Here is an 18,401-nt window from a genome sequence, read left to right as displayed (position 1 = left end):
GGGGTGCACGCTCCACATTCGGAACACACTGCGAGTTGCCCCATGACCACCTCTCAACGCGATAGCTTCGTCGAACTGTACCTATCGCGACATAGCGAGGCTCAGCAGCCTCGACCGGCGCTTCCTGCATGGTTGTCATGGCTATTGGCGACAATTCTTACAGGCGGAGGCTTGCTGACTCTGTATGTTGGCCACCCGTCAGCGTTGCTGCCTACCTGGGCCATCGCGCTGGTGCTCGCGGGCGGTGGCGTGTTCGCATGGTCGACGCTTGCCTGCAGTGCGCTGCTGACCTGTCTCGGTTATTTGCTGATGTTTTGGTTCGCTCCGGAGCAAGTGCCGTTGGCAGCGGAGCTGTTGGCAATTGGCGCGATGGTTGGGGTGATTGGGCTTCTGGCTGGTCGGGCGGTTCACCTGCAACAACGGCTGCGCCGCGAGCAGTCCCAGGGCGACCTGCTTCGTCAGCTTTGTGACGTGTGGGGAAAGACCGACGGCAGCTGCCTCAAGGAGGTCGACCTCGAAGGACGCTTGCAGGCCATGAACGAGCGAGGCATGGCGGTCATGGAGGTCTGCGACTTCGACTTGTTACGAGGCTCCGACTGGCTCGGTTTCTGGCAAGGGGAATGGGAGGCTCCAGCGCGACGTGCCTTCGAACAAGCGCTGTCGGGTGAATTCAGCCAGTTTTCAGGGTTCTGTCCAACTGCCGCAGGAACACCTAAATGGTGGGATGTGCTACTGCTTCCCGTTAGGGGCGTGGATGGCAACGTGCGATCCATCCTCTCGCTTTCGTGGGACGTGACACAGCTCAGGACTGGCACGGAGGCGTTGCGGATCGCCAATGCAGACTACGAGGACTTGCTGAACGTCATTGACGACGGGTTCTATCGACTCGATAGAATCTGGCGCTTCGTTCAAGCCAATCCACGCGCCGAGTCATTACTGGGGCAGGGTGAAAGCCTCGTAGGCAAGACCTTGCCTGAGCTCTTCCCAGACCTTCCAACCAGCGAATTCGGCGATGCCTTGCGCGATGCCATGGAGCACGGTTTTGCTCGACATTTTGAATGGCATTCGTTGCGATTCGGTGGTTGGTTTCGCATCAGCGCCTATCCCCGAGCGGATGGCGTGAGCGTTTTCTTTACCGACATAACGTCGACTGTGGACGCGGTCCGCAATCTGCAGACCACCGAGGCGCGCCTGCGCCTGACGCAGACTATCGGTAGGTTTGCCGACTGGACCTATGACTTACACCTCCAGGAACTCGAACTTTCAGATCAGGCGAAGCAACTGCTTGAGCTGAACAGGGACCAGGCGACAGGGAGCCAGCAGGCGGTCCTGCTGTCGAGAATCCACCCCGATGACCGTCTCGCCTTTGTTACTGCCCTGCTTGATGTCACAGACGGTGCGAGAGTGCTGGATATCAAGCTGCGGGTCCCGCAACCGGCCTCTGAAAAGCTGCGCTATTTCCACTTTGCGGGTGCGGTTATTCGCCCCCATGGCCAGATCACGGAGCTGCTCGTGGGGTCCGTGCAAGACATCACTGCGCAGGAAATTCGTGCAAGAGCGCTAGTGGAGACCGAGGCCTTCACGCGAGGCGTGATCGATGCGCTCCCGCAATGCATTGCCGTACTGGATGAAAACGGACGCGTCATGACGGGTAACCACGCGTGGGTTAAGGCGACGCCTGCCGCGACCGGTGCGCCGTTTGGTCTGGCGGAGGGCGAAGACTACTTGCAGTTTTGCCGCAGCCTCGCGGCAACCGGTAGCGCCATCGCGCAGGAGCTTCTCGAGGGTGTTGAGGCGTTACTCGAGGACATCGGCGGGTCGTTGCGCCTTGAGTATTCCCTGGTCACCCAGAGCGAAACGAAGAACTATCAGGCCTTCGCCATGCTGATGGGGGGTACGCCTGCACGGGTAGTGCTTGTCCACGAGGACATCACCGAGGCAGTGCGGCTCAAGGCAGCCCTTGCCGAACAGACCCAGCGTTTGAACCTCGTACATGAGGGAAGCAACGACGGAATTTGGGAGTGGCGGCCAGCCGATAACCACCTATACGCGTCTGACCGCTTCGTCGAGCTGACAGGTTATTCCCCTGACGGTCACGAGGACTTCCCCCATTGGATACTGGCAAACGCCCACCCGGAGGATGTCGAGGCGCTGTCAACCAGTTGGAGCGGGCATCTTGAGGGTCGTCAGCCGCTCGACCTAGAGGTACGCCTGCGTACCGGACAGGGATGGCGCTGGTTCCGGATTCGCGGCAAGGCTCAATGGATCGGCGCAACGCTGCACAGGGTTGCCGGCGCGCTGATGGATATCACCATGCAGCGCGACCTGTTCGAGCGTGTACAGGCAAGCGAAGCCCGTTTCCGCGACATGGTTGAGCACTTGCCGCATGTATTCTGGGAATATGATGTGGCTACGTCCCGCCTGACCTACCTTAGTCCTGCACTGGAACGTGTCCTGGGGTTGTCTCCAGAGGCGGTATACGAGCAGCAGGACGCTTGGTTGCGCTTGGTTCACCCAGAAGACCGAGGCATTGCCGAGCAATTCAAACACCAGTCCCTCGTTGAAAACCAGGCTGCTCTGGCAGAGTTTCGTGCTGTGACGCCCGGCGGGGATGAAATATGGATACGGGATCGTGCGTTTCCGTTTTCCGATGCTGAAGGCAACGTCGTTCGGATGGTGGGCATCGCTGAAAACATCACCGAGGCGCGTACGTTCGAGAAGAAACTGTTCGAGACGGCCTATTTTGACCGTGTGACCGGCTTACCAAATCGCGATTTGTTTCTGCAGCGGCTGGAACAGCAATGTCAGCTGGCCCGCACCGAGGAGTCATCGTTTCTCATCCTCTCAATAGTGGTCAGCCGGATCAAATGGGTTCAGAAAGTCCTCGGTCAGGATGCGAAGAACGATCTTATGCAACGGTTGAGCGTTTGCTTCGGAAAGGCCCTGCAGGGACGGGGATACCTGGCGCGGCTTGGTAGCGATCAGTATGGCGTGCTGTTGTGCCGCCGTGATGAGCTGGCCGAAACCGATGCTGTTATCGAGGGGCTGCTGGCGTCCCTCTGCGATCCGTTTGAACTCGCGGGCGAAGCGTTGACGATAAATGCCTTTATCGGCGTTGCGCGCTATCAGGATGACGGCCGAGAAGCGGATGCGTTGCTCAAGCACGGGCAAGCTGCCGCGTACTCCATCGCTCAATCAGGGCGCAGCGGCCATGCCTACTTTCACCCTTCGTTACTCGAACAGGATCTCGACACGCTCCGGCTCGAAAGCGGTCTGGAAAGGGCGCTCGATCGCTCGGAGTTCACCTTGTACTTCCAGCCGAAAATCGGTCTGCACGACAAGCGGGTCTGTGGCGCGGAGGCGCTCATTCGCTGGAACCATCCGACCTATGGCCTGATCAGTCCGTTACGCTTCGTCCCGTTGCTGGAGGAGACCGGGCTGATCGTGCCGGTTGGCCTATGGTGCATCGAGCAGGCGGTGGCGCAACTGGCGCAATGGCAGGCGCGAGGGCTCGTAGACTTTGTGGTCGCGGTGAATGTCTCGGTCCGTCAGCTTCGTCCGGAGTTTGTCGGCCAGGTTAAACAAGCCATCGCACTGCATGAAATTCGACCGCACTGTCTTGAGCTGGAGCTGACCGAGTCGATCATGCATGCCGACGAAACCGCCGTTGAGGTGGTCAATCAGCTTAAAAAGCTGGGCGTCCGGATCGCGGTCGATGACTTCGGCACTGGCTATGCCACGTTAGGCAGCTTGCGCTCTTTCGTTCCTGATGTGGTGAAGATTGACAAGTCATTTCTTCAGAACCTGGTCGGTGAGCCTGCCGACCAAGCCATCGTACGCAGCGTTATCGACATGGGACATGCACTTGGCATGACTGTGGTAGCCGAGGGGGTCGAGACGCAGGAGCAGTGCGCGTTTCTCGAGCAGCTTCGGTGCGACCAGATACAGGGGTATCTGATTGCCCCTCCCATCGAGGCTCAGAGCTTCAGCGAACGTTTCGTAGATAACTATGAAGGAGCCGTTAGCTGGTGGTTAGACAGCGACCAACCGGTCCGCTAAAACGCCTATGAACGTTAGAGGCACTCGCGGGCCCGTCCTACCCCGACAGCGGATAATAAATCTTTAGCCCAAACCGCTCAGGGATTCCCCTAGGGCTCGCTCCACTACATCTAAGGGAGCGCCCGATATTCTGATTCGCGCCCCGACGCTTAAATCTCCCTGCCGTGGTTGGTAGCTGATTCAAGCCTCTCCAGTCCTTCCCCGGGCGCATGCTTTTGCGGCAATCGCCGGCCAGCTGCGTATGACCCTTTCCATTCGTAGTTGAGGAACACTCCATGGCCCTGGTGAAAAAGACCGCCGCGCCTGTCGCATCATCCGAACCCGTCGTATCGCGCAATGTGGCGCGTGATGCTGAAGCCCAGCGCAAGCGCGCTCGCACACTGGCCAAGCAGCAGCAGGCCGCTGAGCGTGTAGCTGCCGCCACCGCACAGTTGTCTACCGGCGTTAACGAAGCCGCGTCCGCCGCTGAAGAGCTCAAGCGCGCAGCGGACCAGATCGCCAGCGGTGCTGAAGAAGCCTCCGGTGCCGCCCAGCAGTCGCTCAAAGCGTTCGAGATCGTTGGTCGCTCCATTGAACTGCAGCAGCAGGCTGCCAGTGTCGCTCAGGAAAAGTCCGACGCGATGCAGACGCTCGCAGCCGTCATCAACACAGACGTAGCAGCGCTAATCGGCAACGTCAGCGTCGCCGCTCAGCGTCAGGCCGGTTCGGTCGATCGCGTCGCCGAGCTCAAGCAGCAGGCCGCCAACATCGGCGAAATCGTCAAGGCCGTGGGCCGCATCGCTGATCAGACAAACCTGCTGGCGCTCAACGCTGCCATCGAAGCCGCCCGCGCCGGCAAGCATGGCAAGGGTTTCGCGGTTGTCGCCGACGAAGTCCGTACCCTAGCCGAAACCTCCGAAAAGAGCGCCAAGCAGATCTCCGACATGGTCGGCAAGATCCAGCATGACGTAGAGAACATCGCCCAGGGCATCAACCAGTCAGCCGAAACCATTCAGAGCGAAGTGGAGAAGGGCTCCGTCATCACGGCTCAGCTCGAACAGATCCGCCTCGATTGCATCGAGATCGTCAAAGGCGCTCAGGACATCGCTGCGGGGGCCGTGCAGAGCAGCACCGCCGCACAGCAGGCCCTGCGTGGCGCGGATGCCATCGCATCGGCCGCGGAACAGCAGTCCGCCGCCGCCGAAGAATCGGCCAAGACCGTCGAAGAACAGGCACAGGCGCTGGCCGAGTGCGAGCAGGCCGCACAGAACCTGTCCGAGCTGGCCGAAGAACTGAAGTCCTCCAGTGACGTCGCCAAGAGCGCAGAAGAGGTGGCTTCCGCTGCTGAAGAGCTGTCCTCAGCCGTTCAGGAGATCAACCGCGCCTCGTCGCAGATCACCACCGTGATCGACCAGATCCGCCAGGGCGCCCAGACCCAGGCTGCCGCCACCGAAGAATCGGCTGCCGCCGTCAATCAGATCGAGAAAGGCCTGGAAGTTGCCCAGGGCCGTGCTACGTCGAGCCTGGAGAAAGCCAATGCGATCAAGGGGCTGATGGATACCAACAAGGGCAACATCGACGCGCTGGTCCGGGGTGTCACCACCTCGATCGAGGCGACCCGTGCCAGCCTCGTACAGATCAAGGAACTGGAACTGGTCAGCCGCCGCATCGACAAGATCGTCGATGCCATCACCACCGTTTCCATCCAGACGAACATGCTGGCCGTGAACGGCTCGATCGAAGCAGCGCGCGCCGGCGAGTTCGGCAAGGGCTTCGTGGTCGTAGCCACCGATATCCGCAACCTGGCCCACGATTCGGCTGAGAACGCGGATCGCATCAAGGACCTGGTCAAGGCCGTACAGGATCAGATCGGAGTGGTCGGGCGCGACCTGGAAGAGATCATTAACGCCGCCCTGGCTGAAGCCCAGAAGGCCACCGTCATCACCCGCAACCTCGACAGCATGGCGGGCGACGTGCAGAGCGTGGAAACCGGTTCGGCCGACATCCTTAAATCCGCCGAGGAAATTGGCGCCGCCATCGCCCAGGTAAAAGCTGGCATCGACCAGATTTCGTCTGCCGCGCAGGAAGCGGAGAACGCTGCCCAGGAAGCCGCCGCCGCTGCCAAGCAGCAGTCGCAGGGCGCCGAGGAACTGTCGGCTGCCATCGAAGAAATTGCCTCCCTGGCAGACGAGCTGCAAAGCGCCTGAATCCCTGAAGAGAGGGGATAACCCATGAGCCTAAGCAACCTGAAAACTGCTCTCGCCGCTACTGGCGAGGGCGAAGACGACGGCCTGGCGAGCAGCCGGCAGTTCGTGACCTTCACGGTCGGCTCGGACGTGTTCGCGGTCGAGATGCAGCCGGTGCAGGAAATCATCCGCGTACCGGAAGTGGTCCGCGTGCCGCTTACGCCGCCGTCGCTCAATGGCCTGGCCAATTTGCGCGGCAACGTGCTGCCGATCATCTGCCTGCGCACGCTGTTCAACCTTGAACAGCGTGAGGCCGACGACGCCACACGCGCGCTGGTGCTGAATCTCGGCCAACCGCTGGGCTTCGTCGTCGATCGCGTGGCCAGCGTGATCATGGTCGAGGAAGAGCAGATCGAGCCGGTCAGCAACGTCCAGGCAACCATCAACACCAGCCTGCTCACCGGCCTGCTCAAGCAGGTCGGCGGTCATGAACTGGTGATGATCATCGACTTCGCCGCGCTGATCCAAGGCAGCTTCAGCGAGAACAGCCTGTTGCAGCGCGTCGCAAGCAATGCGGGCGCCCTGACGCTGGGCGACGAAGAAGCTGACGACGAAACGAGTGATGAGCTGCAACTGGTCAGCTTTACCGTCGCTGAACAGGAGTACGGCATCGCCATCGATGATGTGCAGGAGATCGTGCAAATCCCCGAGCACATCGTCTCGGTGCCCAAGTCAGCCTCCCATGTGCGCGGTGTGATGACGTTGCGTCAGCGTCTGCTGCCGCTGGTGTCGCTGCGCGAGATGTTCTGCCTGCCGGGCCAGGCCACCGATGAACGCAGCCGCATTCTCGTGGTGAGCCTGGCCGGGATGTCGGTCGGCATCATTCTCGATTCTGTTAACGAAGTGCTGCGCGTGCCGGCTGCTCAAGTCGAGCCGATGCCGCCGATGCTGGCGCGTGACCAGGCGATGGCCGAACTCACCGGCCTGTGCCGGCTCAACGACGGCAAACGGCTGGTATCGGTGGTTTCCGCCGAACGTTTACTGCAGCACCAGTCGGTGCAGCGCGTCCTCAACGAAACCGACAAGGAACCTTCCGTGGACGAAGACCTGATGAACTCGGCCGAAACCGACGACGAAGAGCAACTGGTGGTGTTCCGCCTCGGCAACGAGGAGTTCGGCGTGCCGATCGACAGCGTGCAGGAAATCGTCCGTGTACCGGAGAACCTGACCCATGTGCCTAAAGCCCCGGAGTTCGTCGAGGGGGTGATGAACCTGCGCGGCGTGGTGCTGCCGGTGATCGACCAGCGCCGTCGTTTCGGCCTGCCGAGCATCGAGAGCAACGACCGTCAGCGGATCATGGTGTTCGTCATCAACGAGATGCGCACCGGGTTCATCGTCGATTCGGTCGCCGAGGTGCTGAAGATCTCGCGCAGCCTGATCGAGCCGGCGCCGAGCCTCTCATCCGAGCAGCAGCGGCTGTTCGGGCGGGTCGCCAATCTGCCCAAGCACAAGCGCATGATCCAGCTCGTCGAGCCGCGCCAGCTGCTCGCCGATGGCGAGCTCGATGCGCTGGCACGCGTGGCTTAAGAGAGACACGGTCATGATTCGTCTACTCATCGTTGACGACTCCGCGCTGATGCGCCGCCACCTGCAGCAGCTGTTCGAGGCCGAAGGCGACTTCGTCCTCGACACGGCTCGCAACGGGGTGGAGGCCATAGAGCGCGCGCGTCAGTTCGATCCGGACGTGATCACGCTGGACATCAACATGCCGGAAATGGACGGGCTTACCTGCCTGTCCATGCTCATGGCAGAACACCCGCGCCCGGTGGTGATGTTTTCCTCGCTGACAGAGCAGGGCGCCATGGCTTCGCTTGAAGCCCTGGCGCTCGGCGCGGTGGATTTCTTTGCCAAACCGGGCGGCACGATTTCGCTAAACATCGACCAGGTCCGCGAGTGCCTGGTAGACAAGGTTCGCGCTGCCGCTGGTGCGCGGATGAAGCGGAGCCGCCGACCGCAGCTTCGCAATGCAACAGCGGTTCAAGCCGAAGCCGCGCCGAAACAGGCGCCGGCTGCTGACTTGGCCCCGGTCGGCAATGGACTGGTCGTGGTCGGTTCATCCACTGGCGGTCCGCGGACGCTGGAGGAGATCTTCGCTCAGCTGCCCGCCAGCTATCCCTGGCCGATCGTGGTCGCCCAGCACATGCCTGCCAATTTCACCCGTGCCTTCGCCGAGCGCATGGACCGTGTCGCCCAGTTGACGGTAGTGGAGGCCAACCGGCCGATGCCGTTGGAGGCGGGCAAGATCTATATCGGCATGGGCAACAGTGACGTGGTAATCGGCACTCGTGTCGGCAAGCCCTACGTCATGCCCAAACCGGAGAACGCCGGCTACCTCTGGCATCCGTCGGTGAGCCTGCTGGTCTCGACGGCCATGCAGCACTTCGCGCCTGACCAGTTGATCGGCGTGATGCTGACCGGCATGGGCCACGACGGCGCCGACGAGATGGCCGAACTCAAGCGTCGTGGCGGCCGCACTATCGCCGAATCGAAGGACACCGCTGTGGTGTTCGGCATGCCTGCCGAGCTGATCCGCCGCGACGGCGCCAGCGAAATTCAATCCTGTCACGCCATCGCCGCCACGCTTATTCAGTGGTGTGCGCGCCAATCAACCAGTAGCAAAGGGGTGTCCTCGTGGCGCTGATTCGTTCCACCGGCATCGCAACGACCGCTGCCGCGCAACCGTTAGACCTGCAGTCGCTTACCACCCAGCTGCAGCAGGGCACCCCCGCCGAGCGACGTGATGCCGCGCGCGCCATGGCGACGCTCGCCGATGCGGGTGCGCTATTGATCAGCCAGCTGGAAGAAGAAAGCGATCGCTCGGTTATCGAGGCGCTCATCACCAGCCTGGCCGAGCGTGCCGATGAAGGCGCCGTCACTGCGCTACTTGACTGCCTGCGTAGCGAGGACGCTGCCCTGCGCAACGATGCTATCGAGGCGCTGAAGACCGCCGGCGGCCAACACCCACACCTGATTCAGGAGGCGCTGGCCGATAGCGATTCGGACATGCGCATCCTGACCATCGGCATCCTCGAATCGCTTCGCCACCCGGACGTCGAGCTGTGGCTGATCGAGCTCATCGAGCACGATCCGCACCTGAACGTTTGCGCCTGCGCTGTCGATCTGCTTTGCGAAGTTGGTACCGAACGTGCAGTGCCAGGGCTGGAGCTATGCCGCAGCCGGTTTCCGGGCGAGGCGTACCTGGACTTCGCCATTGGCCTGGCACTCAGTCGCCTGCAAGGAGCGGATGGCCTGTGAACGCCCGCACCGTCATCAGCCAGGACGATTTCGCCAAGTTCCGCGAATTCTTCTATCGCAAGACCGGCATCCAGTTCGAGGATTCCAAGCGCTATTTCGTCGACAAGCGTCTGGTCGAGCGCATCGAGGTCACCGGCTCCGAGACGTTTCGCAACTACTTCGTGAACCTGCGTTTTCAGGCGTCAGGCGACGAGCTGCAGCAGCTGGTCAACGCGATGACGGTCAACGAGACCTACTTTTTTCGCGAGGAGTATCAGCTCAAGTGCCTGGTCACCCATATGCTGGATGACCTGGTAAAGCGCAAGGCCGATCGCTCGCCGATTCGCATCTGGTCGATGCCCTCGTCGTCGGGCGAGGAGCCGTATTCGATCGCCCTCTACCTGCTGGAATATTGGAAAGGCATCCACGAGTGGGACGTCGAGCTGATCGCGTCGGACATTGACACGGCAATCCTCAAGCGCGCCGAGCGGGGCGTCTATAGCCCACGCTCGGTGCATAACCTGCCGGCCAAACTGCTGGAGGAGTATTTCAACCGGCGCAGCGACGGCGATTACCAGATCAGCGACGACCTGCGCCAGAGCGTCGAATTCACCCGGGTAAACCTGATGAACCCCGCAGACCTGCGTGGCTACCGGGACTTCGACGTCATCTTCTGCCGCAACCTGTTGATTTACTTCGACGACCTGTCACGCCGCCAGGCGGCGGACACCTTCTTCGACGCGCTCAAACCCGGCGGGATGATCTGCCTCGGCCACTCGGAATCGATGAGCCGTATTTCCTCGCTGTTCAACGTACGCAAGTTCCCTGACGCAATCGTTTACCAAAAGCCGCTGGAGGCCCGATGAAACGCATTTTGATCGTCGATGATGCGGCCACCGTGCGGCTGTTCAATCGGCAAATATTGGAGTCCGCCGGCTACACCGTGGATGAGGCCGTCAATGGCATCGAGGCGCTGGAAAAGGCGTTGCAAGCCACCTACGACCTCTACTTGGTGGATGTGAACATGCCTATGCAGGACGGCTTCAGCTTCCTGCGTCAGCTTCGTGCCCAGCCTATTGCCCAGGCTCCGGCGGTGATGATTACCACCGAGGCTGGCGACCATGACCGGCAGCAAGCCTACGAGGCCGGCGCCAATTATTACCTGACCAAACCCATCAAGCCCGATGCGCTGTTGCATCTGGTGCGCCTGCTCGCTGGAGACGCCGCGTGAACGCTCTGCTGCAACAATTTCTCCAGGAGAGCCGCGAGGCGCTGGAAAGCATCGGCAGTACGCTGCTGGCCATGGAACGCGAGCCGGGCGACCGCTCGCGCCTGGGCGAGCTGTTTCGCCTGGTGCATACGCTCAAAGGCAATTCGGGCCTGTTCGATTTTCCGGCACTGACTGCCGTGCTGCATGCCGCCGAAGACGTGATGGACGCGGTGCGCAACGAAGCCCTGGGTTTCAGCCAACCACTGGCCGACCAACTGCTCGATGCAGCTGATTATGTAGGGGCTTTTCTCGACGCCATTGGAAGCCAGGGCGCTGCGGGTGCTGACTTTCAGGTTCCGCCGCGCGCCCTGGTCGATGGGCTACGCGGCTGGCTCGTTGTACCGGCGGTAAAAGTAGACGAAGCGGTTACCGCCGAAGCATCTGTGTGTCCAGCGTCGAGCTCCGTCTTGCCAGCGGATCTGCCTGATGACATCCGTGAGGCGCTGGCCCAGTCGCTGGAAGCCGGACGCGAAGCGTTCCTGCTCGACTACCGGCCGGCTGCCGACTGCTTCTTCCAGGGTACCGATCCGCTGCATCTGGCGCGCCAGTTGCCGGACGTGCTCTGGCGCCGCATCACTCCGTTGGCAGCCTGGGGTCCGGTTGCCGAGATGGATGCCTACGCCTGCAACATACGGCTCGAACTGCTGCTGTTGGGCAGTGATGCCGCGTTGGCCGAGCACTTTCGCTACGTCTCCGACCAGGCGAGTTGGCTGCCGGTCACTGGTGCGGACTTGCAAGCGCGCCTCGAAACAAACGAGCTCCCGGCTGGTGCGACCTTTGTCGGTTTCGATCCGGTGGCGATGGATATCCTGCGCACGCAGCACATGGCGCTATCGGCCTGCCGCCAGCAACAGTGGCCGAGTGGACAACATGAGGCTATTGTCGCAACGCTGCAACGCATAATCGCCAGCCAGGCCGGTACCGGTGCGCTTGCTAGCCTGGACGATTGCCGTCAGCAGGCCGATCGCCAGGGCAGCGTTGAGCCGTTGCTGACTTGGCTATCCAGCGAATTGGAGGAAGCCATTCTCAGCGGCACGCCAGCGACCAGTCCTACCGCGACGCCGATGCATGACTGGCTCAACGCACAGCTGAGCGAAAGCCCACAGACCGCTCCGGTCATGACGCCGCAAGCGCCGACCCAGGCGGATGCCGCCTCCCGCAAGTCTGAAGAACCCGCCGGGCAAGCAACCGCCAAAATTCTCAAGGTCGAGCAGGAGAAAATCGACCGGCTGATGAACCTCATCGGCGAGATCGTCGTGGCGAAAAACGGCCTGCCGTATCTCGCCGAGCGCGCCGAAGAACAGTATGGCCAGCGCGAACTCGCACGCGAGATCAAGGCGCAATACGCGGTCGTCAACCGCATTGCCGAGGATTTGCAGGACGCGATCATGCAGGTGCGCATGATGCCGGTGTCCTTCGTGCTGCAGCGCTTCCCAAGGCTGGTGCGCGATATTGCGCGCAAGCTCGACAAGAAGGTCAACCTGGTCCTCGAAGGCGAGGAGACCGAAGCCGACAAGGCGATGATCGAGGCGCTTGCCGATCCGCTGGTGCATATCGTGCGCAACTCGCTGGATCACGGTTTGGAGTCGCCTGCTGAACGTCTCGCCGCGGGCAAGCCCGAGACCGGCACTCTGCGGATTCGCGCCAGCCAGAATGCCGATCACGTAGTGATTGCCATCGAGGACGACGGGCGCGGCATCGACCCACAAAAGATCAAGGCCAAGGTGGCCGCCAAAGGGCTGGTCGAGCCGGCAGCACTCGATGCGATGAGCGATCAGGAGCTGATCAATCTGGTCTTCCTGCCGGGCTTTTCCACCGCTGAGCAAGTTTCCGACCTGTCCGGCCGTGGCGTAGGCATGGACGTGGTGCGTTCGGGTATCGAGAAGGTTGGCGGCAGTCTGCGACTGGCCAGCCAGGTAGGGCAGGGCACCCAGCTGAGTCTCAGTTTGCCGCTGTCAATGGCGGTCACGCAGGTCATGGTCATCGAGTCGGGCAATCAACGCTTCGGCATCCCGATGGATCAGGTGATGGAAACCGTCCGGCTTTCAGCGAACGCCATCCACACCATCAAGCATCAGCCAACCGCTCAGCTGCGAGGCCGCACCATTCCGCTGAAAGGCCTCAATCAGCTGCTGGCGGTGCCGACTGAGCAAGTACAAAACGAAGATGGTGAGTACGCGCTGATGGTGCTGCGCAGCCGGGGCGAACTGGTCGGCCTGCTGATCGATGATTTCCACGGCTCGGTCGACATCATCCTCAAGCCGATGATCGGGATCCTGGGTGAGTTGTCCGGCTATTCCGGCACCGCGGTAATGGGTGACGGCTCCATCCTGATGATCCTCAACCCCACGGAGCTGTTCGCATGAGCCTCACATTCAAGCGCGATGTGGCGCATCTGGCCGAGCAGGTCACCGTCGAAGACGCCGAGACGCTGCTCGAATGGCTGGTCCGTCACCCGGCCGGCAAGATCAACATGAAAAACCTGGAGCACCTGCATGCCGCCAATTTGCAGGTGCTGATGGCGACCCGTCCCAAGGTGACGGTGTGGCCTGCCGATTCTGATATCCGCACGTGGCTCGAAGCCGCGCTGCAACCCTAAGGAGATTGCTGTGAGCAAGAAAATCATGATCGTCGACGACTCAGCCACCATGCTGATGAGTCTGCGCAGCAGCCTGGAAATGTCTGGCTTCAAGGTCGAGGCTGCCAATGACGGTGTACAAGCCATGGGCAAACTGCAGGGCGGTTACAAGCCGGACCTGATCATTACCGACATCAACATGCCGAACATGGGCGGGCTCGAGTTGATTGGCAAAGCGCGCGCCCTGCCGGGCATGCGCTTCACCCCGATCCTGGCGCTGACCACGGAAAGCCAGCAATCCAAGCGCGACGAAGCGAAGAAAAATGGAGCTACTGGCTGGCTGGTAAAGCCAATCGGGCCGGCCGATCTTCTTAAAGTCATCAAGCAAGTGCTGCCTGGCGCTTGAGGTAACAAGCCATGAGACGGGTCAATTTATCGACCGCCAGCCTACCGGTGCTGATCATCGGGCTTGGCGTCAGCTCTCCTGCCTGGGGCGCATGGTTAAGCGGAGTGCCGACGATCGGCGCTTTCGGGATCGCCGCGCTGGTCAGCGTGCCGATGGCATTCGCTGTGCGCACTGCATGCCACAAGGCGAAGGTCGATGAGCCGTCACCGAGTGGAGCCTATACCGAACCGTTGTTAAAAAAGGCTGGTGCAGCGGCCGCCGCCGTGCCTGCTTTTTCGCGGATACTCCAGCGCAACCTGAACGAGGTGACGGACGACACGGAGCGGCAGGTATTGTCTGCCATCGAACGTCTCAACAACATTCACGGGACGACCCGCCAGCTCTGCGATGCAATCGAAAGCGAGGCCAAATGCGCAACCGAGCTATCCGCCGAAGCGGATGCACAGGTCAAGCGAAACGCACAAATGCTGGCGACCCTGGCTGCCTTCGAAAAGGAACGGCGCGACAGCTTTTCAGCCGATATCCAACGCATGAATGCGCTGTATCAGGACGTGAAAGCGACGGCTCCGTTGATTGCCCTGATCGGTGATATCGCCAAGCAAACCAACCTGCTCGCGCTCAACGCTGCGATCGAAGCGGCTCGGGCAGGCGAATCGGGGCGAGGCTTCGCCGTTGTCGCCTCGGAAGTCCGCAATCTGTCAGCTAGAACAGCCGAAGCCGCGGACTCCATAGCCAGCACGATTCAGGCGCTGGCCGGGCGTTTCGAGTCCGAGTCGGCTGCGGCGCAGAATCGCCAGGATGATTTTCTCTCACGAAGCGGCCTGGATCAGGTTGGCGAACAGCTCAACTGTATGGTCAAGCATCTGGGTACCGCCTCGGAGTGTCTGGACGCAATGGTCGGCAACGCCCTCAGTCTCAGTGATCAGGTCAATCAGGACGTGCTGGGTGTTCTGGGTAGCCTGCAGTTTCAGGACTCGCTGCGCCAGAGATTGGCCCAGAGTGGCGAAACCCTGGATACCCTGAGCGAGGTAATGAATGCCTATAGTGTTGCGTTAGCCGCTCCGGAGTCTGCCAACGCGGCTGACCTGCCGGATCTCGACGAGCATATGCAGGCGCACCTGAGCCGGTACGTGACTCATTCGCAGCTGCGCGGCCACCTGGAGGAAACCGGTCGTGGCGGAAAATTGCCGGTCGATGGCGCTGCGATCGAACTGTTCTGATCAATTAATGGCTGGCTCGATCGCAGCCGCGCATCAACTGAGACCGAACTAATCAGTCCGTGCTCAATCGCAGTTCAATAAATAAGGTGGTGCGCGAATGAATTCTCAGGCCGGTACCCTTGATCTAACGGACTGTGACAAGGAGCCAATTCATATTCCGGGATCTATCCAGCCACATGGGCTGCTGGTGGTTTTGAAAGCCGATACGTTGCGCGTCACTCAAATGGCCGGCGATACCGAAAATCTCTTAGGTAAAGAAATGGCCGAACTGCTCGGCAAGCCTGTAGAGGCAGTGGTAGGCGCGGAACTGAGGGACGCGCTTGTGTCCCTGGAAGCAGACAGTCCCGAGCCTCTTTATGTCGGGTCTTTACACCTTCCCGGACGCCAAGTGACTAGCCTGGACGTCACAAGGCATTACCGTAAAGGCTTGCTGATTCTAGAGTTGGAACCTTCCGCAACGTCTAACCTGAGCGCTACCGAAGCGATAGGCCATATACGGCGGATCCTGGTTAGCTGGGAAGAGGCGGGGACGTTGCAAGAACTTTATGACGCGTCGTGCAAATCGCTGCGGATATTGACTGGCTTCGATCGAGTGATGATCTACCGGTTTCTGGAGGACGATACCGGGGTCGTGATCGCAGAACATAAGGCCGACGACCTTGACGCGCTTGTCAATCATCACTATCCGGCCTCTGACATCCCTAAACAGGCTCGCGCGTTATATCTCAAGAACCCGATACGTTTGATAGCCGATGCGGACTACAAACCCGCACAACTGTTCCCTATTGTCGATCCGGTTTCGGGATCGCAGCTGGATATGAGTGAGTGCAGCCTGCGTAGTGTTTCGCCTATCCATGTTCAGTATCTTAAAAATCTGAACGTGGCTGCTTCGATGTCCATATCGATCATCGTGGATGGGCGGTTGTGGGGGCTTGTTTCGTGCCATCACACCTCTGCCCGGTTCGTTCCATACGAGTTGCGTGAGACATGTAGGCTTCTCGGCCGAATCTTAAGCCAGATGATCAAAGCCCTTCAGGATGCGGCGAGAAGTGCGCAGTCCGAGCGGCTTACGGCGGCGCGTGAACGGCTGCTTCGGAATCTGGCGAATGTAGATTCCGTAGAAAACGGAGTGGCCGAGTATCTCAAGGACATGCAACAGCTCGTGCAGGCTGATGGAGCAGCGCTGATCCGTCATGGAAAACTAAGCCAGACAGGAAGCACCCCGTCGGAGGATCAGACCCGAGAACTGGTCCAGTGGCTGTTGGATAACACCCGATCCCCAATCTTCGCTACGTCCAGCCTTTCAAACGATCACGAGCCGGCCAAGGCTTATTCCATCCAGGCCAGTGGTCTGCTTGCTGCGGTCATAGCGCACAGCGGCCCATTCGTATTGCTTTGGTTTCGCGCCGAGCACGTCGAAACCATCAATTGGGCGGGTAACCCGCACAAGCCGATCGAACCAGGCAGCGAACCAGGCCAGCTCACACCGCGGAAATCATTCGAAGACTGGAAAGAAACGGTCCGCAACAAAGCAAACCCTTGGAGCGAGTCTGAAATTGATTGTGCGCGGCTATTTGGCCGTGCGATTCATGACATGCGGACGCAGCACATCCTCACGGAAATGAATCTGCAGCTACAAAAGACACTTGCAGTCAAGCAGGCTCTTGCAGAGAGGAAGTAGCCCAATGCTCGGTCAGCCTTTCGGCTTTGGCCCTTGCGTAGTGTTCCTGCTTCTCGGCACGAGGTCATAGGCTCCATCGATACAGTTCTCCAGCGGGACGGCTGTATGGTCATTTCAGCGAAGTAATCGACGCATTGGGGCCGTAGCCCTGCCCCTCGTTATGGAAAATGCCCATGGCGCGATGCGATGCTGACGAATCGAAGACGTCGACTGGCAGCGCCAGCATCCGGAATATCTTATCGACGCGCTCGGTAAACTGTCGCTGCGCTTCGCCGAACAGTGCAGAAGCGCGACGTTACGTGCGAGTGTATTTATAGGGGAAACGTTAAGAGACAAGAAAGCCCGCACTGGGCGGGCTTTTCAGGGTGTTTCCGATCATGTGGGAACATGTGAAAACTTGCATTTGGTGGAGCCGGGGGGATTTGAACCCATGTCGAAGGTTCCGCATTGCTCCGCTTTCGTCCGCTTTTCCATGGAAATCAACCTGTATCTACCTGCGCGCTGTCGCGTTGACCGGCTATTCCTTGCTGTGCTCGTGACAGTTTTGGGGCACTGGCTAGGCATCTACCCTGTAGCTATGGCACATTGGCATCGCTGTACTGTGCTAATTTCCGACTGTTAGAGTCGGGCATGAAAGGAGCTTTTTCATGGGAAGAGGTAGGCCGTTTAATTTCCCTGACCCCAGAAACGTCACTGTAGGCAATCCGACATTTCTTGCATCGAAAGAGTTGGTTCTGTCTCTATACAACCAAGAGAATCCAGAGTCAGCCGCCGTAAATTACTGCCAGCGTGTTAAAGAGTGGTTTATTGCAGAGGCTATAGATATCGGTTGGACTAATGCCTTGGAAGCCGGGAATAATCTCGGGATCCTATTGCATTTCCATATTGCTCCGCCTCCGGGGTCTAAACTGCTCCCGTTAAATTAAAGGATCAATTCTTTAGGGAGGGGGGGTTTACTGGCTGGCGTGTGTTGGCCTGTAATAAACTAAGCCACCGACTTCAGTCGGTGGCTCTTAAGTAGTGGCTTCGACAGTTTTTCGAAACTATTCAATCGCAACGTTTTCGTGTGGTTAACGCGAATAGCTAATGGTCTTACATTTTTTAAGTCTGCGCCTCGGAATACTGTCCACCGTAATGGACTATATCTCTTTGCGGGCCTAATGACTTTGCAATGTTGTTTTCAATTATCCGTCTTAATGCTTTATTTTCGCTTTCAAGAGCAGTATTTGTTGCTTTAATTCTTTTGATCTCTTGGAGGGCTTTGATCAGTAAATTCTGGCTATCTTTGCTGAGATTGGCATATTGCAAAGATGATATTTTTTTTCTTAGCTCGTGATTCATTTTGCTAAGTGATGAAATCTCATTGCGAAGGCGCTCTACATCCGAAATTCTAGGCTTTAATGGTTTTTTACTGCTTGCTTTCGCTCGCCTTTTTTCAAGCTTTTCTTTTTTTATCGTTTCCTCTTTAAGCGCTTCCTTGAGAAGCTCGTCGACCTGTGAAGAAGCTCGCAATGCCGCCTGAATTTCCGAGATTTTGCCGGAATCAATAGCCGACGTATTTCCCTTTCCCTTATTTAAGGCATCTAGCAATGCACATCCAAAAACCGTACTTGTCTTTTGAATTGCCAACTTAGAATCATCCATTTTCTAAAGCTCCTACTGCCGACAGGTAATCATCGTTTCTAGCGCCTTTACCGCAACTGCGTCCGTTCTCGGGCATACCATCGC

Annotated in this window: 13 protein-coding genes; 12 read left to right on the top strand and 1 reads right to left on the bottom strand. The window is 59.3% G+C overall.

Annotation, left to right across the window (positions count from 1 at the left end; all coding sequences use genetic code 11):
• The first annotated feature begins 42 nt into the window (after window positions 1-42).
• The 12 genes from JQR87_RS15735 (at window position 43) to JQR87_RS15680 (ending at window position 16,673) form a co-directional block, all read left to right on the top strand.
• On the top strand, window positions 43-4,059 hold the full coding sequence (locus JQR87_RS15735; protein ID WP_407295365.1) for an EAL domain-containing protein: 4,017 nt from the start codon (window positions 43-45) through the stop codon (window positions 4,057-4,059).
• A 275-nt stretch (window positions 4,060-4,334) separates the two neighbouring features.
• Complete coding sequence (locus tag JQR87_RS15730) at window positions 4,335-6,245, top strand: methyl-accepting chemotaxis protein (protein WP_407295369.1); 1,911 nt, start codon at window positions 4,335-4,337, stop codon at window positions 6,243-6,245.
• A gap of 24 nt (window positions 6,246-6,269) precedes the next feature.
• On the top strand, window positions 6,270-7,811 hold the full coding sequence (locus tag JQR87_RS15725) for a chemotaxis protein CheW (protein ID WP_407295372.1): 1,542 nt from the start codon (window positions 6,270-6,272) through the stop codon (window positions 7,809-7,811).
• Between the two features lie 13 nt (window positions 7,812-7,824).
• Window positions 7,825-8,925, top strand: a complete 1,101-nt coding sequence (gene cheB / locus JQR87_RS15720; protein WP_407295375.1) for a chemotaxis-specific protein-glutamate methyltransferase CheB — start codon at window positions 7,825-7,827, stop codon at window positions 8,923-8,925.
• Window positions 8,916-9,539 (top strand): HEAT repeat domain-containing protein, encoded by a 624-nt coding sequence (locus JQR87_RS15715; protein ID WP_407295376.1) that lies wholly within the window; start codon window positions 8,916-8,918, stop codon window positions 9,537-9,539. The genes cheB and JQR87_RS15715 overlap by 10 nt, the downstream gene beginning before the upstream one ends.
• The gene (locus JQR87_RS15710; protein WP_407295378.1) at window positions 9,536-10,384 is read left to right on the top strand and encodes a CheR family methyltransferase; all 849 of its coding nucleotides are present in this window, start codon (window positions 9,536-9,538) and stop codon (window positions 10,382-10,384) included. The genes JQR87_RS15715 and JQR87_RS15710 overlap by 4 nt, the downstream gene beginning before the upstream one ends.
• Complete coding sequence (locus JQR87_RS15705; RefSeq protein ID WP_407295381.1) at window positions 10,381-10,749, top strand: response regulator; 369 nt, start codon at window positions 10,381-10,383, stop codon at window positions 10,747-10,749. The genes JQR87_RS15710 and JQR87_RS15705 overlap by 4 nt, the downstream gene beginning before the upstream one ends.
• Window positions 10,746-13,154, top strand: a complete 2,409-nt coding sequence (locus tag JQR87_RS15700) for a chemotaxis protein CheA (protein ID WP_407295384.1) — start codon at window positions 10,746-10,748, stop codon at window positions 13,152-13,154. Before JQR87_RS15705 ends, JQR87_RS15700 begins: the two co-directional genes overlap by 4 nt.
• The gene (locus JQR87_RS15695; RefSeq protein ID WP_407295386.1) at window positions 13,151-13,387 is read left to right on the top strand and encodes a hypothetical protein; all 237 of its coding nucleotides are present in this window, start codon (window positions 13,151-13,153) and stop codon (window positions 13,385-13,387) included. The genes JQR87_RS15700 and JQR87_RS15695 overlap by 4 nt, the downstream gene beginning before the upstream one ends.
• Window positions 13,388-13,397: 10 nt before the next feature.
• Window positions 13,398-13,772 carry a response regulator gene (locus tag JQR87_RS15690; RefSeq protein ID WP_407295388.1) on the top strand — a complete coding sequence of 125 codons (375 nt, stop codon included), beginning with the start codon at window positions 13,398-13,400 and terminating at the stop codon, window positions 13,770-13,772.
• Between the two features lie 11 nt (window positions 13,773-13,783).
• Entirely contained in the window at window positions 13,784-14,992 is a 1,209-nt protein-coding gene (locus JQR87_RS15685; protein ID WP_407295391.1) for a methyl-accepting chemotaxis protein, read from the top strand.
• 97 nt (window positions 14,993-15,089) lie between these two features.
• On the top strand, window positions 15,090-16,673 hold the full coding sequence (locus JQR87_RS15680) for a GAF domain-containing protein (protein ID WP_407295395.1): 1,584 nt from the start codon (window positions 15,090-15,092) through the stop codon (window positions 16,671-16,673).
• A gap of 1,101 nt (window positions 16,674-17,774) precedes the next feature.
• Here JQR87_RS15680 and JQR87_RS15675 read toward each other — a convergent pair.
• On the bottom strand, window positions 17,775-18,317 hold the full coding sequence (locus JQR87_RS15675) for a hypothetical protein (protein ID WP_407295398.1): 543 nt from the start codon (window positions 18,315-18,317) through the stop codon (window positions 17,775-17,777).
• Between the last annotated feature and the right edge of the window lie 84 nt (window positions 18,318-18,401).

Source organism: Stutzerimonas stutzeri (assembly GCF_051028275.1).
Taxonomy (GTDB): Bacteria; Pseudomonadota; Gammaproteobacteria; order Pseudomonadales; family Pseudomonadaceae; genus Stutzerimonas; species Stutzerimonas stutzeri_AS.
This window is presented reverse-complemented; position numbering and strand designations above follow the sequence as displayed.

Bases quoted from the DNA above. Each gene is read 5' to 3' on its own strand.
- JQR87_RS15725 (WP_407295372.1), top strand. From the start codon at position 6,270: ATGAGCCTAAGCAACCTGAAAACTGCTCTCGCCGCTACTGGCGAGGGC.
- JQR87_RS15705 (WP_407295381.1), top strand. From the start codon at position 10,381: ATGAAACGCATTTTGATCGTCGATGATGCGGCCACCGTGCGGCTGTTC.
- JQR87_RS15675 (WP_407295398.1), bottom strand. From the start codon at position 18,317: ATGGATGATTCTAAGTTGGCAATTCAAAAGACAAGTACGGTTTTTGGA.
- JQR87_RS15695 (WP_407295386.1), top strand. From the start codon at position 13,151: ATGAGCCTCACATTCAAGCGCGATGTGGCGCATCTGGCCGAGCAGGTC.
- JQR87_RS15685 (WP_407295391.1), top strand. From the start codon at position 13,784: ATGAGACGGGTCAATTTATCGACCGCCAGCCTACCGGTGCTGATCATC.
- cheB (WP_407295375.1), top strand. From the start codon at position 7,825: ATGATTCGTCTACTCATCGTTGACGACTCCGCGCTGATGCGCCGCCAC.
- JQR87_RS15730 (WP_407295369.1), top strand. From the start codon at position 4,335: ATGGCCCTGGTGAAAAAGACCGCCGCGCCTGTCGCATCATCCGAACCC.
- JQR87_RS15680 (WP_407295395.1), top strand. From the start codon at position 15,090: ATGAATTCTCAGGCCGGTACCCTTGATCTAACGGACTGTGACAAGGAG.
- JQR87_RS15735 (WP_407295365.1), top strand. From the start codon at position 43: ATGACCACCTCTCAACGCGATAGCTTCGTCGAACTGTACCTATCGCGA.